The 22,169-nt window shown below is 63.7% G+C and carries 20 protein-coding genes and 1 pseudogene; all 21 read right to left on the minus strand.

Translation table 11 applies throughout. The features are described from left to right. Positions 1–29: 29 nt before the first annotated feature. The 21 genes and pseudogenes from I7X18_RS24245 to I7X18_RS24335 all read right to left on the minus strand — a co-directional run bounded on the left by I7X18_RS24245 (position 30) and on the right by I7X18_RS24335 (position 22,157). Positions 30–857 carry a glycoside hydrolase family 16 protein gene (locus I7X18_RS24245; protein WP_193046534.1) on the minus strand — a complete coding sequence of 276 codons (828 nt, stop codon included), beginning with the start codon at positions 855–857 and terminating at the stop codon, positions 30–32. Between the two features lie 19 nt (positions 858–876). Next, positions 877–1,071, minus strand: a complete 195-nt coding sequence (locus I7X18_RS24250; protein ID WP_193046535.1) for a hypothetical protein — start codon at positions 1,069–1,071, stop codon at positions 877–879. Further along, a complete protein-coding gene (locus I7X18_RS24255) occupies positions 1,068–3,098 on the minus strand; it encodes a hypothetical protein (protein WP_193046536.1) in 2,031 nt (676 codons plus the stop codon). Before I7X18_RS24255 ends, I7X18_RS24250 begins: the two co-directional genes overlap by 4 nt. Positions 3,099–3,304: 206 nt before the next feature. Further along, complete coding sequence (locus tag I7X18_RS24260; RefSeq protein WP_193046537.1) at positions 3,305–4,555, minus strand: DegT/DnrJ/EryC1/StrS family aminotransferase; 1,251 nt, start codon at positions 4,553–4,555, stop codon at positions 3,305–3,307. Further along, on the minus strand, positions 4,552–5,325 hold the full coding sequence (rfbF, locus tag I7X18_RS24265) for a glucose-1-phosphate cytidylyltransferase (protein ID WP_193046538.1): 774 nt from the start codon (positions 5,323–5,325) through the stop codon (positions 4,552–4,554). Before rfbF ends, I7X18_RS24260 begins: the two co-directional genes overlap by 4 nt. Then, positions 5,322–6,356, minus strand: a complete 1,035-nt coding sequence (locus tag I7X18_RS24270; RefSeq protein ID WP_193046539.1) for an NAD-dependent epimerase/dehydratase family protein — start codon at positions 6,354–6,356, stop codon at positions 5,322–5,324. Before I7X18_RS24270 ends, rfbF begins: the two co-directional genes overlap by 4 nt. Continuing rightward, positions 6,347–6,925 carry a glycosyltransferase family 4 protein gene (locus I7X18_RS29720; protein WP_226863750.1) on the minus strand — a complete coding sequence of 193 codons (579 nt, stop codon included), beginning with the start codon at positions 6,923–6,925 and terminating at the stop codon, positions 6,347–6,349. Before I7X18_RS29720 ends, I7X18_RS24270 begins: the two co-directional genes overlap by 10 nt. A gap of 84 nt (positions 6,926–7,009) precedes the next feature. Further along, positions 7,010–7,474, minus strand: a pseudogene (locus tag I7X18_RS30150) (glycosyltransferase); the annotation flags it as partial. Further along, positions 7,471–8,364 (minus strand): glycosyltransferase family 2 protein, encoded by an 894-nt coding sequence (locus tag I7X18_RS24280; protein WP_193046541.1) that lies wholly within the window; start codon positions 8,362–8,364, stop codon positions 7,471–7,473. The gene I7X18_RS24280 and the pseudogene I7X18_RS30150, both read right to left, overlap by 4 nt. 1,443 nt (positions 8,365–9,807) lie before the next feature. After that, positions 9,808–10,479 carry a PE domain-containing protein gene (locus tag I7X18_RS24285; RefSeq protein WP_193046542.1) on the minus strand — a complete coding sequence of 224 codons (672 nt, stop codon included), beginning with the start codon at positions 10,477–10,479 and terminating at the stop codon, positions 9,808–9,810. Between the two features lie 27 nt (positions 10,480–10,506). Beyond that, complete coding sequence (locus I7X18_RS24290) at positions 10,507–11,649, minus strand: hypothetical protein (protein WP_193046543.1); 1,143 nt, start codon at positions 11,647–11,649, stop codon at positions 10,507–10,509. Positions 11,650–11,941: 292 nt separating this feature from the next. After that, positions 11,942–12,685: a response regulator transcription factor gene (locus tag I7X18_RS24295; protein ID WP_193046544.1), complete on the minus strand. Its 744-nt coding sequence runs from the start codon at positions 12,683–12,685 to the stop codon at positions 11,942–11,944. A 70-nt stretch (positions 12,686–12,755) separates the two neighbouring features. Further along, positions 12,756–12,884 carry a hypothetical protein gene (locus tag I7X18_RS29880; RefSeq protein ID WP_264295999.1) on the minus strand — a complete coding sequence of 43 codons (129 nt, stop codon included), beginning with the start codon at positions 12,882–12,884 and terminating at the stop codon, positions 12,756–12,758. Continuing rightward, positions 12,877–14,199 (minus strand): hypothetical protein, encoded by a 1,323-nt coding sequence (locus I7X18_RS24300; RefSeq protein ID WP_193046545.1) that lies wholly within the window; start codon positions 14,197–14,199, stop codon positions 12,877–12,879. Before I7X18_RS24300 ends, I7X18_RS29880 begins: the two co-directional genes overlap by 8 nt. Before the next feature lie 261 nt (positions 14,200–14,460). Next, entirely contained in the window at positions 14,461–15,330 is an 870-nt protein-coding gene (locus I7X18_RS24305; protein ID WP_193046546.1) for a LuxR C-terminal-related transcriptional regulator, read from the minus strand. Between the two features lie 763 nt (positions 15,331–16,093). Then, entirely contained in the window at positions 16,094–17,251 is a 1,158-nt protein-coding gene (locus I7X18_RS24310) for a 17-hydroxy-3-oxo-4-pregnene-20-carboxyl-CoA lyase (RefSeq protein ID WP_193046547.1), read from the minus strand. Then, positions 17,251–17,652 carry a MaoC family dehydratase gene (locus I7X18_RS24315; RefSeq protein ID WP_193046548.1) on the minus strand — a complete coding sequence of 134 codons (402 nt, stop codon included), beginning with the start codon at positions 17,650–17,652 and terminating at the stop codon, positions 17,251–17,253. The genes I7X18_RS24310 and I7X18_RS24315 overlap by 1 nt, the downstream gene beginning before the upstream one ends. Next, on the minus strand, positions 17,649–18,641 hold the full coding sequence (locus I7X18_RS24320) for a bifunctional MaoC family dehydratase N-terminal/OB-fold nucleic acid binding domain-containing protein (protein WP_269751280.1): 993 nt from the start codon (positions 18,639–18,641) through the stop codon (positions 17,649–17,651). Before I7X18_RS24320 ends, I7X18_RS24315 begins: the two co-directional genes overlap by 4 nt. A gap of 28 nt (positions 18,642–18,669) precedes the next feature. Beyond that, positions 18,670–19,833, minus strand: a complete 1,164-nt coding sequence (gene fadE29 / locus I7X18_RS24325) for an acyl-CoA dehydrogenase FadE29 (RefSeq protein WP_193046549.1) — start codon at positions 19,831–19,833, stop codon at positions 18,670–18,672. A 28-nt stretch (positions 19,834–19,861) separates the two neighbouring features. Further along, on the minus strand, positions 19,862–20,872 hold the full coding sequence (locus tag I7X18_RS24330) for an acyl-CoA dehydrogenase family protein (protein WP_193046550.1): 1,011 nt from the start codon (positions 20,870–20,872) through the stop codon (positions 19,862–19,864). 34 nt (positions 20,873–20,906) lie between these two features. Beyond that, positions 20,907–22,157, minus strand: coding sequence for a cytochrome P450 (locus tag I7X18_RS24335; RefSeq protein ID WP_193046551.1), 1,251 nt, complete (start codon positions 22,155–22,157; stop codon positions 20,907–20,909). Positions 22,158–22,169 lie beyond the last annotated feature (12 nt).

Below are 22,169 nucleotides of genomic sequence, written 5' to 3' on the forward strand. Positions count from 1 at the left end.
TCCAATCCTATCTCTAGCCTGGACGCCGTCTATCCGACGTAAGACCAGACGGAGACCCAGTCGACGAGGAGCTGACCTCGGTTGTCTCCATCTCCGCGCGTCTCGGTCTGCAATTGCCACCGCATGGGAGTGGTTGGCACCCACTCAGTGCTATCGAGGACGACCGCTCCGTCCAACAAGTAACGCACTCGGCCCGGCGACCATTCGATGGTGTAAACATGCCAGTCGATGAACTGCGCCCCAGTATCAACATGCTTCGCGCAATCTCGACACGCCCCCGAGCCGGCGTAATGCTGAAAACCGTTGACTGTCCCGTCTAAATACCCTTCTGGAAAGTCCAGCTCGCCGTCTGCGGGCCACCGCTCCGATTGCGGCCAGAGCAGCCAGGCAACGTAGTACTCGCTCATAGTCGGCGTATCCACCCGCATTCTCGCCGAGTAGCGACCATACAACTGATACTGGCTGCCGTCCTTGATGATCGGTGACGGATTGGCCCCCGCCGGCTGCCCGTCGACAGAGTCCAGATGGAACCTCAAGTAGCCGTCGCCCACACTGAGGACCTCGTCGGCTCGATAGGGCCGGCCTTCTGCGGTATCCGTGAAACAACGCGGATATGTCAGCCATTGTTGGCCCTGCTGCCCCCTATACACGACCCGTCCTGCGTCGCAGTCATTCGCCCAGCTGCCCAGAGGGGCGGCCTTGTCGAAATCATCGCGGAAAATCAGCGCCCATTCACCCTCGTCCGGCGCACTGCTGACCGAAGGCAGACTGCCCGTACCGATTACGATGAGCAGGACGGTCACTATGACCACCGACATGCAGCGCTGTAGCATTTCCGGCCTCTCAAAACTGTGCATATTCGGCCTTCCTCAGCGTCTAGATCGACAGGATCATGTGCACGACGGAAAGCACTACGGCGAGAAGCGTGGCGCAAATCGTACTGACCACCAGCAAGGCGTTCAGAACCTGAGCGCGCGCCTTCCGCGCCGAACCGGTCGCCAGCTCGCGTGAGTAACTCGTGAGCGCGTACAACACCCCGCACACGACGAAGACACCAGCAAGTACGTTCACTGTCCTACCCCCAGCTCTATACGAGGAGCATCCGGTCGCCTCAGGACGTCGATGTACTCCCCGTCGTAGATGAGGTCGTAATTCTTGTCCGTGACCAGCTGAAGGATGGCCTCGCCGAAATCGTCGGGCTCGACGCCGAACCTGTACTGGAGGAACTTCTCGTCTTGGCGTGTGAGGACAACATAGGGAAGACCTTCGTCGGCGGTACATTCCGCCAGCTTCCTATTGGATTCTATGCAATTTGGGCCGAGGTCATAACTTTTCGGCGTACCCATCAGTGATCCTGGGCCCCAGTAGGCGACATCGTCGGATCCGACTGCATCGACGACTCGGGTGGCGATAGAGAGTTCTTCATAAGTCGTGTGCTCGAAGGATGTGTTCAGCCCCCGGTTCGTCGTGGCTACGACTGCCAGGGCGAAGAACAGTAAAGCCGCAACGGCGACGGGCTTTTTTGAGCCGGATTCCGATCGAGGCCGGGCTCGGACCAATGACTGTAAGGCCCATGCGGCGAGCGGTGCGAGGACAGGCGACGCATAGAGGAAGCAACGAATGACCACCTCGCCTCCGTAGCTCTGCACCAAGATCAATGTGAACGGAACGAGAGCGAGTGCCGCAAGTATCGGCCGGCATTTGTCACGACCGATTCTTCGCCATCCGAACGCGCCGATCACGAACAACGACGCTGCGGCGACTATTCTCAGGTACTGCATACGGCTGTAGACAAGGTCGCCGGATACGCGCGCCGAGACACTCGCACCAACGCTTTCGGTGACGCCACCCACTTCTGCAAGCACCTCACGGAGGTGTCCCTCCCAGAAGTTGTCTGCACCGTACGTGAACCACGCGGTGAAGACCACGATGGCGGCCGACCACAAGATCTTGTAGCGCGTTACTCCGAGCGCGGAGAAGAGTGAGGCCGCGGCAATAACGACTAAAGGGGTCAATTGGTGCGAGACAACTATTGCACTGATCAACAGAAGGAGGACGACCTCCATCGCGTGGTACCAACGACGGTCCCTGCCGACGACTCGTCCGGGCATGCGCTTGACCACCGCAAGAGTCCCGGTCAGGCGTCTCTTGACCAGAGATGGCACTTCCGCGCCGCGGAGTTGCCACAGGAGCACCGCCAGTACCGTCGCATACAGTTGCATGGCTACCGCTTGGGGTGCGAAGTAGTCCTGCTGGTACCAGTTGAAAAGTATGTAGATCGTCACGCCCACCCATGCAGCCCGTGGGTTGCCGCTGACCGAGATGCCAATGGCGTACACGGGGTAAATCATCAACACCCCGAAGAACAGCGACGCGTTGACGACGAATGTGTCGCTATCCGGTAGTGACCCAACTTTCATCAATTGCGCTGCGCCGGAGAAGAACCCCGCCCAGCTCATACGCGCATCAACAGCCGGAGGGAGCGTGCCGATCTCTGCGATCCAATTTGCGATATGGCGGTGGACATAGGCGGTCGCGAACGGGGCGGTGCGGTCGGCCCACGCTACGGGCATCGCCGTGTACACGATCAGCATGACGTTCGACGCTGCGATCGTCATCGGGTCGATGACCGCGCCGCGATACTCGGCGCCGAGCACCACGCACAGAAGGGCAAGCCCGATGAAGTATTCGACACCGAGGATTCCGATGATGCCGAAGGCATTACTGTGCTGGGTCTCCAGCCTCGCAACGGCGCTGAGAAAGAGGACGGACGACGCGACGAGCAGGATCGCACGTGATCCTCGCCTACGCCATGCAATGCGTTTCGCGCGACTCGAAGCCAGCATCGGCGAGCCACTTTTCAGCTCCGAGGCAGGACGCCGCCTGTCGACGAGTACTGCGACAGCAATCCAGGTGACGACGACTATCACCGTCTGAGAGAAATACGGTTGCCCGAGGCCGATCACTGTGCCCGCCTGAGAAACGAGCAGGGTGGTCGCCAGCGAGACACCTGTCGCAACGCTTGCGAAAATACCGTTCCGCGGCAGTCGAAGTACCGCCGCGATGGGGAGTCCCGGGAGTGTGATCGCGGCGAGCACGACGACGACCGCACGGGGTCCGGCCGGAACCACCTCAGCGAGTCCGAACTTCGAGAGAAGCGCCAAACCGAATGATGAGCCCGACAGCACGAGGGAGTAGAGAACCACTCGGGGCGCAGCCGCGGAGGGGGCATCCCATGCGGGGGTCCGCACAGTAGTCACCGGGGGACTCCGCACCCCTCGCGACTGATCTGGAACGGTGGCGATCACGCCGTTGCTGATCGTTTCACCGCATCGGTCGACCGTCTTCCTCGAAAGACGGTCGACACGGAATCACCGGCTCCGAAGAAGGCGCGCACCGCTTCAATAACCCGGTCGAGCGTCGACTTGTCCATATACGGGTGCAGCGGGAGCGTCAAGACCTGTTCAGCCACAGTCTCCGTGACGTCCAATCCCCCCCGGGCGCAACGCTCGTAGAAGCTGAAATGGTGTGCACCGATGAAGTGGATTCCCGTTGATATTCCGTACTGTTTGAGGTGTTCGATCAAGCTGGCTCGCTGCTCACCGTTCCGGACCCTGATCACGTATATGTAGGGCGCAATGCCCTCCCAGTCGGTGTCGAAGAGCTTTATGTCCGGAATACCGCTGAATCCTTCGTCGTAATACCGACAGTACGATTGCCGGTTCGAGATGAACTCGTCGACTCTCGACAACTGCGCCAAGCCGATGGCGGCGGGAACGGAGCCGAGGTGGCATCGATATCCTTGCCGTACAACGTTGAAATCCCAGTTGCGTTGGTTTCTGTAACGCGCGTCTGTATCGGAGTCGATACCAAGGTGGCGCAACTCGTGCAACGTTTGCCGGTCCGCTGGGTCCGGCGTGATGATCGCGCCCCCTTCGAGAGTGGTGATCATCTTGACGGGGCCGAAACTGAAACAGGTGATGTCGCCGACCGCGCCGATTTGCCCGCCGCTGCGGACAGTACCGAAGGCATGCGCCGCATCCTCGATGACCCGTAACCCATACTCACGGGCGATTGACATCAAATCGTCCAGGTAACAGGGCAACCCCAGATAATCGACCGCTAGGATCGCCTTGGTCCTCGGAGTGATCAGGCCCAGCACTCGTTCGGGGTCGATGCTCAGGAACCGGTTCTCCACGTCGCAGAATACGATCGACGCGCCGGTGCGACTGATCGCTTGGTGCCCGGCCACGTACGTGAACGACGGAGCAATGACTTCGTCACCGGGTTGGAGCCCGATCAGCCGCCCCGCAAGATGTAGGGCCTCGGTGCAGGAATTTGTGGACACGACCCGACGCTGCTGGAGCCCGAGGAAGCGCTCGACGGCGCATTCGAACTCCTGGCTCAGCTTGCCCATTCCCAGCCAACCTGCGGACAGCGCGTCGACCGCTGCGCTCTTGATGTCATCGCCCAGATAGGGCCGGTATACCGGTATCGGCACGTCATAGTCAGTGGTGACCGCTTCACACTCCGCTTCAACCGATGAGGGCCTCATTCGGAATCCCATCGCTTCCAAGGCGGATCCCCCTGCGCCCACAGATCATTCAGGTAGATCTTGTCCCAGATCGTGTCCATCCCGCGCCAGAAACCTTGATGCTTGTACGCAGTGAGCTGGCCTTCAGCGGACAGCCGCTCCAGCGGCTGTTGCTCGAGTAACGTGCTGTCACCGTCGATGTAATCGAGGATCTTCGGCGATGCGACGAAGAACCCACCGTTCACCCAGCCACTGCTTCCCTGTGGCTTCTCGCTGAACGCGGCATAGCCGTCGCTGATGTCTAGTGTGCCAAACCGACCTGGCGGCTGTACCGCCGTGACCGTCGCGATCGAGCCGGAATTCTTGTGGAAGGCAACGACGTCATTCACGTCGATGTTCGCAACACCGTCGCCGTACGTGAACGAGAAAGTGTCGTTACCGATGTAGTCCCTCGCCCGCAGGAGGCGCCCGCCGGTCATGGTATTCAAACCGGTGTTCAGCAGCGTGACCTTCCAGGGCTCACTTCGCGAATTCAACGTGCTGACGGTGTCGGTCTCGAGGTCGATGGTGACGTCCGTCGTGTGCAGGAAGTAGTTCGCGAAGTACTCCTTGATCATGTAGCCCTTGTAGCCAAGCAACACGATGAACTCGTTGAAACCTGCTGACTCGTAGATCTTCATGATGTGCCAGATGATGGGATGGCCGCCTATCTCCACCATCGGCTTCGGCCTATCTTGGGACTCTTCGCTGATCCGCGTCCCTCTGCCGCCAGCCAGTATTACTGCTTTCATATGACACCCTCCTCGACCCATCTGAGGTCTTCGTCGAGAAGACCTTTGTCACGCAACTCCTGCAGGGTGCGTAGACGCACGTAAGCCGGTCCTGTGAAGAGCGTTGCGGTCATGTGCTCACGGAAGCACTCGTACAGTTGGCTGATTCCTCGATCGACAGACCACCGGGGCTCATACCCCCGAAGCGTTGTCTCGATCTTGGTGAAGTCGACGACGTAGTTCCGCACGTCGCTTCCCGCACCGGGGCCGAACTCGAGGGAGCTGCCCGCGACGGTGTCCGCGACGAGTTTGGCGACGTCACGGATCCGGTAATTCTCCGAACTGCGGCCCACGTTGAACGCCTGGTCGTGCACCATGTCCCTCGGTGCGGCGAGCACTTGGCTGAAAGCGTGCGCAATGTCGAGCACATGAACCAGGGGGCGCCATGACTCCCCGTCGCTCATCAGATGGACGCGACCGGTGGTGACTGCGTGCCCCACCAGGTTGTTGACCACGACGTCGGCACGAAGACGGCGCGAGAAGCCGTATGCCGTCGCGTTTCTCAGGTAGGTAGGTGAAAAGCCGTCGTCTGCTAGACGACTCACTGCAGACTCGGTGCGGGCTTTCGACTCACCGTAAGGCGTGACGGGTCGAAGCGGCGCGTCTTCGGCGAGAGCCTCGCCACCACCACTCCCGTACAGGCTGCACGAAGATGAGAAGAGGAACCGCGACACCCCCGCTTGTTTCGCCGCCTGGGCCAGGCGAACACTGGCGTGCAGGTTTATGTCGTATGTGAGCGTTGGATTGAGCTGGGCCACCGGGTCATTCGAGAGTGCTGCAAGATGTACAACAGCATCGAACCCCTCGAGGTGTCGCGGCTCCACGTCGCGTATGTCGATGTCCAGTGCCGGTATGGGATCCGGCGGCGCGACGAAGTTCCCCGACGAGTAGTAGTTCGTGTCCAGTCCGATGACTTCGTGGCCGTAAGCGAGCAGATGTGGCACCATCTCTGCGCCTAGGTAACCGGAATGACCGGTCATCATTATGCGCATTTCGACCTCACTGTCGCCACAGTTGCGTAGAGCTGAGCTATGGCATCGAACATGGCATCTTCCGAGTACGCACTGGCTGTCACCAGAGCGTTCGATGACGCTGTTGTCCATGCTGACCGGCTGTTCAGCAAGTTCGCGAGAAGGCTCATATCGGCGTCGGTGTCGTCCGTGAACGTTGCCCCGCAACTGGACCTCGAAACTATGTCACCGATCTCTCCGCATGGAGTGGTCACGACAGGAGTTCCGCTGGCCAGCGCTTCGAGCGCGGACAGGGGAAGTCCTTCCCACCTCGAGGTCAGCATGAAGACCTTGGACCTCGCAACTATTTCACGAGTTGCAGAGTGACTCCCCCCAACGATCAGCTCGACCGTTCCGCTTAGGCCAAGCGCCTTCCGTCGGTCGAGGAACTGCCGCTTCAGCGAGCCGTCACCTGGCGCTATCCATGTGGCCGAGACAGGGTCGCCCAAAGTGCGGCCGAGCTGGTGAACGATGTCGAGGAATCTGAGCGGGTCCTTCTGTTCCTCCAGCCGGCCGATACACACAAGTCCGATCCGCCGTTCTGAGAACATGGGCACTTCCCCGGGGGGCCGGCTCACACCGTTGCGGATGACACCAAGACGGTACGGCCGCAGCCGGGGGTACGCCCGCAGCAGCCGCACAGCCAGTTGATCCGAGACGGCGATGACCCGCGGACCACGGAATGAAAGAACTCTATGGTCGTGGAAGTTATTGTGTACGTGCTCAATCGTCCGTGAGCGCGCTCCCAGAGCCTGCGATATCACCCCCAGGACCCTTTGATGACAGTGCACGATGTCCGCATTCCGAATCAGCCTGACCCAGCCGAGGTTCGGCGATGTATGAATGGGGATGCCTTGTTCGCGGCAGCGCGAATCCCACTCGCCTTTACCAAGAGTCACCACGTCGACTTTGTGATCGAGCCGTTGAAAGTGCGCGGCGGTCCGCAAAATGACCCGCGAGACGCCACCCGGGCTCATCCTGTCGGTCGCCAATACGATCCGCTGCGCGGGTTGCAGCTCCCGAACTTGCTGTTTCACCATGGTGTTCGGACCCGGAGGTGCATGCGGGATATCTGCGTGCCCGCGGTTCTCCAGGTTCATCGGAGCGCGTCCAGGTGTGGGCCGCTGCCGAGTCGGCGGCTGGTCCTCGCCCGGCGTGTCGACGGTTTCCACACTTGGCTGCGCGCGGAGTTTGCGATTCGGCCGACCTGGTGACCGCTTACCACCGTGCTGAGGACCCGCCGGCCATCGCGAATGGCGTGCAAGTTCGATTTGCCCGCTCGACGAGGGAGCTCAAGACTGGGGACCTCGGCGATCCGTAGTCCCGTCTGCATTGCGCGCACAACCATCTCGGCTTCGATCTCGAATCCTGTCGCCGTGAGGTTCAGGTGCTCGAGATACCGTCGATGAAACGCGCAGAAGCCGTAGCAGAGATCAGTGAGTTCGGCGTCGTAGAGAGAGTTGAATACGGCCAGCAGGAATCGGTTGCCCATTCGTCGGAACCGGGTGATGTCCAACGAACCGCCGCCGACGATGAATCGGGATCCTTTGACGAAGTCGTAACCGTTGGTGAGGAAGTGGAGATAGTGGCGTATCTCCTGCGGCGCCATGCTGCCGTCAGCATCCATCATGACGATGATGTCCCCTGAGGCAGCCAGAAAGCCGGTCCTGAGGGCGCTTCCCTTGCCCAGTCCCTCCTGGGCGACGACCTTGACATCTGGACGGTAGCTGCGGGCAGTGATCAATGTGGCATCGGTCGAGTTGCCGTCAACGAGGATGATCTCATCGACCTCATCGGCGACTTGCTCAAGCACCCATGCGATGTTCCGAGCCTCGTTCCTGACTGGGATGACGAGACTGACAGTGGATGTCGTCCGCACCGGATCGGTGGGGCGAGTCGCATACGTCGGCAGTGGATCAATCGGCAGGGTTTGCGGAGACTGCACACCGCTCAGGGTCCCGTGTCCGTTTGCGGACATCACCTCGGTCATTACTGATCCTCACTTGGTCTTGGCACTGTGGTCTCTGCTGTCGGCCCAGATGGCTGTACTTTTCTGACGTCCGATCGAGACACGCCTGGTCCACTGCCGTCACTCGCGCTGGTTGTCAAGGGTCGGTTCAGTCGGGCGTACCTTCGGTATGCGATGACTCCGCACATCACGACTCCTCCTGCCGCACGGAGAAGTGCCTGCGAGACTGCGGTGGCGTGGTGGGATCCCAACGCGTCCAGAAGACGTTTGCCGGTGATCGCCGGTCAAGTGCCCTAGCTAAAGCGAAAAACACATCCTCACTATCGAGGTCGACGCCGTTCCCGTACATGGACCATCCGAGCCAACTTTGGCTAGGCCGCGGCCTAGTTCTCCCGCGGCGCTCACGGAGGCCCGCGCGGTGCGCGAAGTGCCGCTTCTTCAGCACACGCGCTTACACCGAGATCGGTCAGAACGCCGTGTACGTGGTCTTCCCGGACGTACTGCGGCGGACAGCTGCGCTGCGATGTCTTGATTCGACCGACCCAGGTCCAGCATCCGCAGGATCTAAACCTTCCGCGTCGTAAGAGCTAGTTCTCTGCCCCTCAGTTGCTTCCGGGACCGAAGCGTTGAGATGGGTGACCGGTTGGCGCGCCTCCCGACGCAGCAGCATTGCCGAACCCTCAGCGAACATCCGACTCACCCGAAGCGACGTTCTGTGCGAGCAGAAGCAAGTCGTCAAGGGAGTCAGTGCTCATGCGACAGCCGACAACCCTCGCAGCGCTACCCGCAGGAATCTCGGCCTCGCCCTTTTCCGAAGCTAGCGAGGCAGATCAGTTCCTGGTGGCTTCGTCCCGAACACCTCGATCGGGTACCAGATCTGCTTGGTGAATGCGATGAACGCCAGCAAGGCCGCAGGTGCAGTGTCGAACTGTTCGACCACCTTCGGTAGTAGGCCGGTGTATTGCCGATCCCGTTGCGCTGCAGCGCAAACCATCGTATGGCTGATCGCGGCCCGGGTGGAGCAGAGAGTCCTCGAGTGACTTTGGCCGCTCTCTCGAAGGAGCGGCGAGGTCGGCGGTCATGTTCGATCCGCCCTCGCAGAGATCGCGCAAAGAATCACCCTGTTCCGGTTCCCCACAATCACATGCTGGATAAGACCTGATCCACTTGCTCCCTCAGGTTTCTGTCGTGTCCCCCCCATGAGAACCGATGGCCCAGATCTGCAAGGACGTGCGCTGACAGGGATGCTGCGGCTCGATCGGTTTCAGACTGCAAGTCTCCGGGCGAGTGCACTCTTTTCCGATGGCGTTACCCCGCCGCCGAGCCCGGAGGCGCCGACGAGGAACCAACCATCGTCTTGTGACACACACAGAATGGGGTTGCTAACACACCGACCCTCGACCCTGTGAGCCGCGGATGCGAGCGATCCGAGAATGGTCGGACTGATCAGGGGTCGACCGACCGCTACAGCATCCGGCGTGCCAGGTCCGCGATCTCGGCGTTCGTCGCCGGCGGGGGTACGGGGACCGCGCCGGCGTTCGGATCCTCGTTCGGCTCTGCGCCTTCGACGTGCTGCAGCGGTGTCCGCTGCTCGTCCTCCCGCCTCTCGTCTTGGGCGCGTTCGGGCTGAGCCTCCTGGACCTGCCCTGCCTGTGGGGGCGCCGGTGGCGGGGTGGCACCCGGTGCGGGCTGGCCGGCCGCCGCCGGCTGCGGGGCACCGCCGGCGCTCTGCGAACCACCGCCCTGACCGCCGAACTGCTGCGCCGCCTGCATCGCCTGCTGCATGAGCGAACCGAACATCCCGCCGCCCTGGCCTCCGCCGCCGCCCTGACCGGCCGCCTGGCCACCCATCTGCCCGAGTTGCCCGAGCATGCTAGTGATCTGGCCGACCGCCTGTCCTCCGGAGTCGTCCGCGTTCTGATAAGCGGACTGCGCGGCGGTCAGCTTGCCCGAGAACATGCCTTCCTTCGCCTGCAGCGCCGCGACATTGGCCATCAACGGTGCAGCCAGAGTCGGCAGCACCGCCGAGATCGTCGCGCTCATCGCGTCCTCACCCGGCGGGAGCATCGGCATCTCCGGCAGTTGCACCGTCGCTGCGTCCCACGAGATCCCCTCGGGCTTCTTCAGCGGATCCATCAGCGGCCGACTCCTCTCACGAACGTGTCACCACTCATCGTCGACGTCCTCGTCGAGGTCGTATTCCAGCGGCGCCGGAGCGGATAGTCCGGCGGTCGTGCTGCCGCCACCGGTACCGCGGCCGCCCATCATGCCCATCGGCGCACCCATACCACCACCGCCCATCGCGCCCGCGGCGACCGGTGCGGCTCCCCCTACCGCCGCCGTCCCCGCGACCATGGATTCCGCCGGTGCCACGGACACCGCGTTCGTTCCCACCAGACCGGCCATCAGGGGCGTCTGCGCGGGGACTCCACCTGAGCCGGGCAACGAGGCGGCGCGCGTCATCCCGCCACCCCCACTCGCACCCGAACCACCGGCCAGCGGATGGTTGGAGAACGACGAGAACGGCAGACCCGCGGCGCCGAGGGAATCCGATTTCCCGCCCTGCCCGAACATCGACGTCAGCTGCTGCAACGGCTGGGACAACTGCTGCAGCGGCTGCATCAACTGTTGCGGCGCCTGGCTGACCATCTGACCCAGTTGCTGCGGGAGTTGAGCGGCCATCGACGCCATCTGCGTCATCATCTGCATTCCCTGCTGCGAACCCTGCCCGCCGGCCTTACCAGCCTCCTTGGCAGCGTCCTGGGCCGTCTGCTGCCCGGGCACCGTCGGCGGGACGCCGGGGGTGGGGATGCTCGGTGGCACGCCGAAGGCATTGGCCAGTTCGCTCGAGCTCGCCGTGACCTGTGAGATGTTCTGCGAGAGCCCCATCTTGATGCGGCTCTGTACCAACTCCTGGGTATTGCTGAACGGCAACGCCTGGATCGCCTCGCACTCGTGCTGCGTTTCCTGCGCAATCGTGTTGACCATAGTCTTGGTCCGGACGACGGCGACCTCCATCTCGCGCAGCTTGGCGGCGATCGCCGTGGCGTGCGCCGCATTCGCCTCATGCCCGCCGATGATCGTGCTGGCTTCCCCGGTCGCGGCGACCGCGCCACCGCCCTCCCACGCGTCGGAGAGCTTCATCATCTGGCCCTGTTGCTGCGGCACGACGGATCCGCTGAGCTTCGCGGCGAGTGCCTCATACGACGCGGCCGCGGCGGCGAGGGTCTCCTCGTCGACGTTCGGCCACCCCGGACCCGTGACGGTCTGCGAACCGTACGGGCTGGTGTCCGGCATGATTCCCACGCGCGGCCCCCTTTTGGCGCAATGGACGACAACCTGCCAGCAAACTCTACCGCGTAGCTGGCAGGTGTACCGACGGCAATCCAGCCGGGAACGGGCTCTCAGGTCGGGACGCCCGCCCTGGCGGTTTACCAGCACGTGCCGGAACGCGCGGCTCGTCCGAAGGGCGCACTAGAGATCGCGCGTCGCACAGGCTCCCCGTCCGCATATGCCATGTCGCATCCGGATGATTGGTCGTGCGCAGTCCGGGTGCGGATGCGCGTTGGCCTGGCACACGGACCACCGGACCCCGACTTCAGGTGAACCGAGATCTAGATCTATTCCGCGTGACGACTTCCATCCTTGTGGACGTCGACAGCGTCGCCGCCTCGTCGCGGGTGTTCACGCTTAGCTTTCTCAAGACACTGCGTACGGGGTTTTCGACGGTGCGCACGGCGATGGACAGCTGGGTCGCGATGTCCTGGTTCAAGGGGCGGAGATCCAGCATCGACAGAATCTGCGCCTCCCTCACCGTCAGAGCTAGTTCCTTTACTGCCGGTCCCCCCTGAGATACCAAGTCAGAGAGTCGGTGAAGCAAGACAGCGGCGACCCGTGGCGGGCACACCATCCCACCTGCCGCGACATCTCGGATGAGGGTAAGAAGGTGCTGTAGGGAGCCCGTCCGCATGAGGTAGCCGGCGACCCCGGCCTCGGCGCAGGCAACGATCCCATCCTCATCGTCCTCCGATGCGCCGACGACGATCACCTGCGCGCAAGGGCAGATGTCCGCCACGGCACGCACCAGCAGTTGACTATCCCGGGTAGCGAGGTCGAGAACCACGACATCCGGTGTCGCGGCGTCAAGCGAGGCGACCAACGACGGAAGGTCCCACGCGACACTTGGAGCAGGCAGCCCGTGGCGGACCAGGGCCGCGGCCAAGTTCTCGCGATGGAGCGTCGAGTCGTCGACGAGGAGCATCTGTGTTTCGGACCCGCGGGCCGTGACCGTCGTCATCTGTTCCCGGACCGGTATCGCACCTTTGACGTCGATCGAGAACACCTATATGCCTCCGAACTGTTCCGTCTCAGCCTTGTTACCAGCCCCAGGTCGAAACTCGTTGTGTGCCCCCTCAGCGACGCCGGCGTACGGCGACCGCTCCTGCGGCGTCCACGGCGTTGGCGCGGAATCCACAGCCGGCGATGCAGCCTGAGGACAGCCGGTGCTTTCCGGTCGTCGTCGCGACGTCGGCTTCATTCATCGCTTGAAGATTCGCCACCGCCGTCTGCGCCGGTGGATCTAACGCCGTCCGAGGCGTTCGAGCCACCACCGGCGGAATCATCCGCCGTACCGCCCGACGAACTGATACCCGGCTCTGAGTCGCCCGATACCCTCGCAGTGGTGCGAGACAGGGCGTCACTGGCGCCGCCGTCCGAATCGCCATCGCCACCGCCGGAACCATCCGTCCCCTCGTCCGATTTTGCATCTGCGCCTTCTGGGACCGTCGCTCCGCCGTCGGTGCCACCAACCCCGCCATCGATGCCGCCCCCTCCGGGCTCGGTTCCGGCTTCGACGCCTCCCGCCTCACCGTCGCTGCCGCCCAGGAGTGGTTCGAGATCCACGACGGGTTCAGTCAGTTCGACGACAGGAGTGAGATCGACGACCGGTTCGGTCGAGTGCGCCGCTTGTGGCTCTACTGGGTCCGGCTCGGGTACTGACGGCGCAATCATCTCGGCCTCGGGAAGTGGAGGGGGTACCACCACGGAGGGCAGAAACACGGGTTCCACCAGGGCGGGGACGACGGGCGGTTCGACGGCAATCGGAACTTCGATGGCTGGTCGCGCAACCGTTGCCATCAAGGGTTCCGGTGGAGAGACCTCCTCGATTGCTGGCAGGACTTTTTGCGTCACGACGGCAGACGGCGCCGCAACGAAAGCGGACAGGATCTGCGCCCCAGGCGGCAGGGCCGCCGGGAGATGTGGCATATCCAGGGCCATGACGAGTGCCGGAAGCACAGTCGTGATGATCGCCGTCAGAGATTGCCCCCCGTACGTGGGGACGTTCTTCAACAGGAAGTCGAGTAGCACCATGAGGTTCGACAAGACGTCCACGGGAATGCCCATGCCGCCGCCGCCACCCCCGCCGCCACCCGGTGACGGCCATGTCAGGTCCGGCCGGAACGAACCATCGGACATCAGCAGTCCGAGGGAGTTGACCACATCGGCCAGCCCGTATGTCCGGACCAGCTCCAGAATCGATTGGGCACGCAGGCCGGAGAGATCGGCGTTCGCCAAATCGCCCACAAGCTTGAGCAGATCGGGCAATTCGAGCGTGGCAGCGCCGGCGATTGCCTGACCCGGATTTACCGACGTGATCAGGTCACGGACATCCGAGATTCCCTCCCCCGGCATCAGCAGGTCAAGAAGCGCCGAATCGCCCGGCAGCGGAACCAGTGAGGCGCCCAACGCCAGAGTGCCTGCCACGATTGCCGCGCCGACGGCGCGATTCGTCGACCGCTCGGATGGACCATGACGCGGAAAATATTGGCTCGATATGGGACTGATCGCGTCGGACATCAGTGGGTTCTCCTCGGGGTCAAGGGCTCAGCGGACCGAGATGGAACTTCACCTCTGGTTGTGTCATGTCGCCTCCGGTGGTCCGGCTGAGGCGACGCCGTGGCCTTAGCCGAGTGTGGTGGCCTGTTGAAACCAGAAATCAAGCTCTACAGACGATGCCGCCTCCGGGATCCAGCTAATGCGAACGGCACCCCTCCAATATCGGCCCCAGCCGACCGGAGGTACATAGGTCATCGGAGCCAATCTCGCACGGGTCCGTACCTAGTACTCCTCGGTCAATAGGGGGTGCCGGGTCGACCGCGAATAGGCCGCCGCCTCCGCCCGGCTGTTGACACCGAGCTTGCCCAACACGCTGTGCACATGATTCTTCACGGTATGCAGTGCGATACACAGCCGGTCGGCGATGGCCCGGTTGGAAAGACCTGATTCGAGCAGTCTCAAGATCTGAGCCTCACGGGCCGTGAGGACTAGTTCCTTCGCCGCCGGTTGCCGCAGCGCCGCCAGCGCGGAAAGACGCCTGAGCAAAATCGCCGACACCTTGGGCGAGCACAGCGACTCGCCGCTGGCGACCCGCGACATGAGGAGCATCAGATCATCCAGGGACTCGGCTCTCATGTGATAGCCGGCGACCCCCGCCTCGGCGCAGGCGACGATCTGGGATTCGTCGTCCTCCGAGATTCCGACGGCGATCACCTTCGCGTCCGGGCATGTCTCCCTGACGACTCGCAGCAGCATCACGCCGTCACGCGTGCCCATGTTGAGCAGAACGATGTCCGGGGTCGGCTGACTCAGCGCGGCGCAAACCGATGGCAGGTCCCACGCCACGGCGGGCGTGGAATCGCTGTGGGCAGCCATCACTGCCGCCAGGTTCTCGCGATGGAGGGTGCAATCGTCGATGATGAGGAAATTCGCCGTAGGTAGGAAGCCGTCGAGGACAACCGGCTGCGCCGGTTCTCCGATGCAGTCAGGATTCTGGGTCCGAACGGGCATGCCCGACGACGAATACATCGAATGCGCAGTCGTCTCGACGGGAGGAAGATCGCGCGGCGCCGGCACACCGCTGGTTACGGTACCGAGCGCCGGCTCCTTGAGCGGATTCTCAATCGGGCAACGGGCCAGCGCGCCCGCCATCTTCGCCGTTGCACCGGCCTTGTCGTTGGGTTCACGCCACCCTCGAGCTGCGCCGGCGACGTAACTTGCAGCAGCGACGCCGCGTCGACCATCTTCGGTCGAGTGTATTGAGTGAGCCACTTCTTCGACTCCATCCCCCGTGTTTTCATTCTTGATTCAGCGAGGGATGACTGGACGAGAGCGTGTAAACACCGCTCTCGCCCGTTCCCCCGTAGCAGCCAAGGCCCGAGTGACGCTTCATCGTCAACGGCCCTGCCTTTGTCCCCCGTAACCGCTTGCCCCGTGTGAGGTGGGCCAATGATAGACATTTGCCGGGAATGGGGTCAACCGACAAGTAGGGCGGCGCCACGCAAAGATTGTCTACGGAACTAGATCTCCTGGGCGAGCTTCGGAATGCGTCGCGGACTATTGCCTGCTCCGAGCCTGCTTTATCGCCCTACGTTGAGCGTTCGCTCCCGGATCCGTACTTCGATTTCGCCTGACAGGCGACACGCACAAGAGATCGATAGGCCGATACCCCAAAGCAGGGTCGCAGCGCTCGTTCACGATGCGGATTTCGAGCCGGGGATCCATGACCAGCCGTCAACCGTTATTGTCGGCAACAGATTCGGGGTTCTCCGCCTCATCAGCGTTGAGTTTGCTGGCGGGACGTGACAGCTGCTGACTAGTCGCGCTCTGAGTTCAGGCCCGGTCGTATCAGGCTGATCGTGACTACGAGATCTGCGCCGCTATGCCGAGGGTGGACGCGTCTCCTATCGGGATTTCAGCCGAGGATCAAACCCGACGTCGGAACCCCGGTGCCCGCCGTCACGAGCACGTGCTCGACGGCGTCGACCTGGTTGACCGAGGTGCCGCGCAGCTGGCGCACGCCCTCGGCGATGCCGTTCATTCCGTGGATGTAGGCCTCGCCGAGCTGGCCGCCGTGGGTGTTGATGGGCAGCCGCCCGCCGATCTCGATCGCGCCGTCGGCGATGAAGTCCTTCGCCTCACCCTTACCGCAGAAGCCGAGCTCCTCGAGTTGGATCAGGGTGTACGGGGTGAAGTGGTCGTAGAGCACCGCGGTCTGGATGTCCGACGGCGACAACCCGGACTGCCCCCACAGCTGCCGGCCGACCAACCCCATCTCGGGCAGCCCGAGTTCGTCGCGGTAGTACGAGTACATGGTGAACTGGTCGGCGCCCGCGGCCTGAGCGGCCGCCTCGATGATCGCCGGACGGTGCCTGAGGTCCTTCGCCCGTTCCGGGGTGGTCACGACGATCGCGACGCCGCCGTCGGTCTCCTGGCAGCAGTCCAGCAGTCGCAGCGGTTCGGCGATCCACCGGGAGTTCTGGTGGTCCTCGATGGTGATCGGCTTCTCGTAGAAGTAGGCGTTCGGATTCTTCGCGGCGTGCTTGCGGTCGGCCACCGAGATCGCCCCGAAGTCGGCACTGGTTGCGCCGTATTCATGCATGTAGCGCTGAGCGATCATCGCCACCGACGCGGCCGGGGTGCTCAGCCCATGCGGGTAGGACCAGCTGTACTCGACACCGCGGGAGTCGGCGTTGACCGTCAGACCGGTCATCACCTGACCGAACCGGTGCTCCGAGCGCTCGTTGAATGCCCGGTACGCCACCACGACCTCGGCCACCCCGGTCGCGACGGCCAGTGCCGCCTGCTGCACGGTGGCGGCCGCAGCCCCTCCGCCGTAACCGATTTGGCTGAAGAAAGTCAGCTCGCCGATCCCGGTCGAACGAGCGACGGCGGTCTCCAGATTGGAGTCCATCGTGAACGTCACCAGGCCGTCCACATCGGCAGGCGTCAGACCCGCGTCGTCCAACGCGTCGAGCACCGCCTCGGCGGCCAGGCGAAGCTCGCTGCGACCGGAGTTCTTCGAGAAGTCGGTCGCGCCGATACCCGCGATCGCGGCCTTTCCGGAGAGCATCAGTGGTCCCCCAGTTCGAGTGTCGCCGTGGCGATGACGTGATTGCCGAGGCTGTTGGCGCCCACCACCTTGACGGTGGCGACACCGTCCTCGACGGCGGTGACCTCACCGGTGAACGTGATCGTGTCGTACGCGTACCACGGGACGCCCAGGCGCAGCCCGATGGATTTGATCCGCGCCGTCGGACCCGCCCAGTCGGTGAGGTAGCGCTGCACGAGACCGGTGTCGGTCAAGATGTTGACGAAGATGTCCTTCGAACCCTTGGCCTGCGCCTTGTCCCGGTCGTGGTGCACGTCCTGGTAGTCACGGGTCGCGATGGCCGTCGAGACGATGAACGTCGGGTCGCCGTGGATCTCGAGCTCGGGCAGCTGAGTCCCGGCCTTCAGCGTGGGCGCGCTCACCGGGCCGGCTCCCAGGCATACAGCGTCCACGCAGGGCTGACGTCACTGTCCGGGAAGTCGATATACGTTGCGCGCACAGGCAATCCGATCTGCACTTCGCCGGGGTCGATGTCGCGCAACTCGCCGAGCATCCGCACCCCCTCCTCCAGTTCGACGAGGGCGATCACGAAAGGCAGGCTGCGGCCGGGCACCTTCGGTGCGTGGTGCACGACGTAGCTGTAGACCGTGCCGTTGCCAGTGGAGACCACGTAGTCGACGGGGGCCTCTTTGGCCTGCCAGACCGCGGGCACCGGCGGGTGCTGCAGCGTGCCGTCGGGGCGACGCTGGATCCGCAACTCGTGGGCGTTGACGCCGTCCCAGAAGAACTGGGTGTCCTTGGACGAGGCGGGCCGCATGAGCTTGTCCGGATCCAGGTCGTCCGGCACCGAGTAACTTCCCCGGTCGCTGCGCTCCTGCCCTCCGGCGGGCTTGTCCTCCGCCCGCGGCTTAAATTTCATGATGCGCCAGTTCATCTCGGCGACGGTCTCGCCACCGGGGACCGTCCACGTGATGAGCTGGTTGATGAAGTAGCCCTCACCCAGCGCGGTCTGCTTGGGCCCCACCACATCGGTGATGTCAGCGTGGATGGTGAGCTCTTCGCCCGGCTGCAGATAGCGGTGGTAGGTCTGCTCACAGTTGGTCGCTACCACCCCGACATAGCCGGCGTCGTCGAAGAGCTCCATCATCTTCGACAGCGGGTCGTCATCCGAGCGGCCTTGACCGAGCCCGCCCATCGTCCACACCTGGATCATCGCCGGGGGCGCGACGATGCCGGGGTGACCGGCGGCCTTCGCAGCCGATTCGTCGACATAGATCGGGTTCTTGTCACCCATGGCATCGACCCAGTGGTGAATCATCGGCTGGTTCACCGGATCCCGGCCGGCGCGCGGCTCGCTCTTCCCCTCCGCTTTGATCTTGTCGATGCCTGGCTGCAAGTCTGCAGTCGTCACGATCGTCTGCTCTTCGCGCAAGCGCTCATCACCGCGGAACCCTCGGCACCTTCAGGCCCGACGCCGCGATCATCTCGCGCATGACCTCGTTGACCCCACCGCCGAAGGTGATGACGAGGTTGCGCTTGGTCTGGCTGTCCAGCCACCGCAGCAGTTCGGCTGTATCGGGGTCGGCGGGGTTGCCGTACGCGCCGACGATCTCCTCAGCGAGCCGGCCGATCCGCTGAATCCGTTCTGTGGAGAACACTTTCGTGGCGGCGGCGTCGGCGACCGCGATGGTCTCCCCCGCCGCGGCGACCTGCCAGTTGAGCAGCTCGTTGATCCGCCAGACCGCGCGGATCTCCCCCAGCGCGCGGCGGACGTTGTCGTTCTCGATCGGCGTCGCACCGTTGGTTCCCGGCTTCGACGCCCACGCGTGCACGCGGTCGTAGATGCCTGCGACCTTGCCCGCCGGGCCGAGCATGACGCGCTCGTGGTTGAGCTGCGTGGTGATCAGCTTCCAGCCCGCATTCTCCTCGCCGACGAGCATGTCTGCGGGAACGTGGACGTCGTTGTAGTAGCTGGCGTTGGTGTGATGGGCACCGTCGGACAGGATGATCGGCGTCCAGGAGTAGCCGGGGTCCTTGGTGTCGACGATCAGGATCGAAATCCCTTTGTGCTTGGCGGCTTCCGGATCGGTGCGCACCGCGAGCCAGATGTAGTCCGCATCGTGGGCGCCGGTGGTCCACATCTTCTGACCGTTGACGATCCACTCGTCACCATGGCGCACCGCCGAGGTGCGCAGCGACGCCAGGTCGGTGCCCGCCTCGGGTTCGGAATAGCCGATCGCGAAGTGCACCTCACCGGCGAGGATCGCGGGCAGGAACTTCTTCTTCTGTGCGTCGTTGCCGTACACCTGCAACGTCGGACCGACCGTCTGCAACGTGACGGCGGGGAGCGGCACATCGGCACGGGCGGCCTCGTTGACGAAGATCGACTGCTCGACGGGGCCGAAGCCCAGCCCACCGAACTCCTTGGGCCATCCGACGCCGAGCTTACCGTCCGAACCCATCCGCTTGATCACCGCGCGGTAGGCCTCGTTGTGCCGGTCGGTCTCCATCGCATCCCGCTCTTCGGGCGAGATGAGCGTCGAGAAGTACTGCCGCAGTTCGGCTTGCAGTTGCCGCTGCTCGGGGGTCAGGTCGATGAACATTTGATCTCCCGTCGCTTCGCTCGCCCCATCAGGCTCCCACCAGGTCCAGACGGTGTGACGGGCCACCCAGTAACCGGGTCAGGTCCTTGATCGTCGAGTAGTAGCGGTTCATGGGGTAGGTGATGTCCATACCCATACCGCCGTGCAGGTGATGACAGGTCTGCATGACCGGCGGCGCCTGCGACGTCAACCAGTAGCCCAGCACCTCGAGGTCGTCGTCGGCATCCCGCCCTTCGGCGAGCCGCCAGACCACGGAGGTGCTCGCCAGATCCAGTGTGCGAGAGGCGATGTAGACCTCAGCGAGCTGCGCTGCGACAGTCTGGAACGTCGACAGCGGCCGCCCGAACTGATGCCGGTTGGCGACGTAGTCCGCGGTCAGCCGCAACGCACCGGCCACCAGCCCGGCGGCGAACGCCCCCGTGGAGGCCAACGCCAGCGCGTTCACCCGGCGAACCGCCTCCGGACCGGAGGCGAGCACATCGGCGTCGTCGACCGCCACGTCGGAGAAGGTGACCGAAGCCTCGTCACCGCCGTTCGACGTCGGTGTCGCGGTGACCGCCACACCGCCGGCGGACGCCGACACCACCACGACACCGCTGTCCGTGGTGACCAGAACCCATTCCGCCCCTTGGGCGTACGGGACCCCGACCTTCGTGCCGTTGAGGCGACCGCCGCCCAGCGTGGTCACCGGCCGGTCGGGCAGCGCCACACCCGGCTCGTTGAGCGCCGCGGTCAGGGTCGCACCCTTGGCCACCCCTGCCAGGTAGCGGTCCTGCTGCGCCTCGGACGCGAGGTCGAGCAACGGGACGAGCCCCAGACCGAGTGTGGCCAGCGCCGGGCTGATGGTGCCGCGCCTGCCGATCTCGGTCAGCGCGGTGGCCAGTTCGGCCAAGCCGACGCCGTCACCGCCGAGGCGTTCCGGTACGCCGAGCGCCGTGACGCCACCGGAAACCAAAGCGTCCCAGCTGTTGTCGCGCTCGAGCACCGAAGTCACCACATCGGCGACGGCCTGCTGCCCCTCATCTGGACTGAAATCCACCCGACTCCTCCTTGAGTCTTCGCCGCCTACTGGCCTACTGAGAGACCGGGCACTTGCCGGTGTAGTCCACCGGCCAGTGCTTGATGCCGTTGAGCCACCCTGACCGGAGCCGCTCGGGCTCACCGACCGGCTTGAGATCGGGCATGTTGTCGGCGACCGCGTTGAAGATCAGGTTGATGGTCATCTTGGCCAGGTTGGCACCGACGCAGTAGTGCGCACCCGTGCCGCCGAAGCCGACGTGCGGGTTCGGGTTGCGCAGGATGTTGAACGAGTGCGGATCCTCGAAAACCTCTTCGTCGAAGTTGGCCGAGCGGTAGGACATCACCACCCGCTGCCCCTTCTTGATGGTGACACCGCCCAGTTCGACGTCCTCCAACGCGGTCCGCTGGAACGCCGACACCGGCGTGGCCCACCGCACGATCTCGTCGGCGGCAGTCTCCGGGCGGTCCCGCTTGTAGAGCTCCCACTGTTCGGGGTTGTTCGAGAACGCGATCATGCCGTGGGTGATCGAGTTCCGGGTGGTCTCGTTGCCCGCCACCGCCAGCATGATCACGAAGAACCCGAACTCGTCGTCGGAGAGCTTCTCGCCGTCGAAGTCGGCCTCGATCAGCTTCGTGACGATGTCGTCGGTCGGGTTCTTGCTGCGCTCCTCGGCCATCTTCATGGCGTAGGTGATCAGCTCGAACGACGACATGGCCGGATCGATGTCGGCGTACTCCGGATCCTCGCCGCCGGTCATCTCGTTGGACCAGCGGAAGATCTTGTCACGGTCGTCCTGCGGCACCCCGAGCAGTTCGGCGATGGCCTGCAGCGGCAGTTCGGCCGAGACCTGCTCGACGAAGTCACCCTGCCCGCTGGCCAGCGCCGTCTTGGCGATGCTCTGCGCGCGCTGGTGGAGTTCATCCTCGAGGCGCCCGACCGCGCGCGGCGTGAAACCACGCGAGATGATCTTGCGCAGCCGGGTGTGCTGGGGTGCGTCCATGTTCAGCAGCACGTGGCGCTGCAGGTCGATGGCGTCGCGCGTCATCTCCTGTGGCCACGCGGGGATCGCGCCGTCCGGCGAGCTGCCGAAGACGTCACTGCGCTTGGACACCTCCTTGACGTCGGCGTGCTTGGTGACGAGCCAGTAGCCCTTGTCGCCGAATCCGCCGGTTCCGCCCGGGACGTCCACCCAGTGAATAGGCTCGGACTGACGCAGTTCGGCGAGCTCCTCGACGGGCAGCGCCTTGAGATTCACATCGGGGTCGAGAAAATCGAAGTTCTCGGGAAGATTCGGGCAGGCCATGAGTGGAACTCC

The sequence above is a fragment of the Mycolicibacterium baixiangningiae genome (genome assembly GCF_016313185.1).
GTDB lineage: Bacteria > Actinomycetota > Actinomycetes > Mycobacteriales > Mycobacteriaceae > Mycobacterium > Mycobacterium baixiangningiae.

What these genes read in the sequence shown, in the direction of transcription:
- I7X18_RS24245 (WP_193046534.1), bottom strand. Translation starts at nt 857, where the DNA reads ATGCACAGTTTTGAGAGGCCGGAAATGCTACAGCGCTGCATGTCGGTG.
- I7X18_RS24335 (WP_193046551.1), bottom strand. Translation starts at nt 22,157, where the DNA reads ATGGCCTGCCCGAATCTTCCCGAGAACTTCGATTTTCTCGACCCCGAT.
- I7X18_RS29720 (WP_226863750.1), bottom strand. Translation starts at nt 6,925, where the DNA reads ATGTTCTCAGAACGGCGGATCGGACTTGTGTGTATCGGCCGGCTGGAG.
- I7X18_RS24280 (WP_193046541.1), bottom strand. Translation starts at nt 8,364, where the DNA reads ATGACCGAGGTGATGTCCGCAAACGGACACGGGACCCTGAGCGGTGTG.
- fadE29 (WP_193046549.1), bottom strand. Translation starts at nt 19,833, where the DNA reads ATGTTCATCGACCTGACCCCCGAGCAGCGGCAACTGCAAGCCGAACTG.
- I7X18_RS24300 (WP_193046545.1), bottom strand. Translation starts at nt 14,199, where the DNA reads ATGTCCGACGCGATCAGTCCCATATCGAGCCAATATTTTCCGCGTCAT.
- I7X18_RS24270 (WP_193046539.1), bottom strand. Translation starts at nt 6,356, where the DNA reads ATGCGCATAATGATGACCGGTCATTCCGGTTACCTAGGCGCAGAGATG.
- rfbF (WP_193046538.1), bottom strand. Translation starts at nt 5,325, where the DNA reads ATGAAAGCAGTAATACTGGCTGGCGGCAGAGGGACGCGGATCAGCGAA.
- I7X18_RS24305 (WP_193046546.1), bottom strand. Translation starts at nt 15,330, where the DNA reads ATGGCGGGCGCGCTGGCCCGTTGCCCGATTGAGAATCCGCTCAAGGAG.
- I7X18_RS24285 (WP_193046542.1), bottom strand. Translation starts at nt 10,479, where the DNA reads ATGGATCCGCTGAAGAAGCCCGAGGGGATCTCGTGGGACGCAGCGACG.
- I7X18_RS24310 (WP_193046547.1), bottom strand. Translation starts at nt 17,251, where the DNA reads ATGCTCTCCGGAAAGGCCGCGATCGCGGGTATCGGCGCGACCGACTTC.
- I7X18_RS24260 (WP_193046537.1), bottom strand. Translation starts at nt 4,555, where the DNA reads ATGAGGCCCTCATCGGTTGAAGCGGAGTGTGAAGCGGTCACCACTGAC.
- I7X18_RS29880 (WP_264295999.1), bottom strand. Translation starts at nt 12,884, where the DNA reads ATGAATGAAGCCGACGTCGCGACGACGACCGGAAAGCACCGGCTGTCC.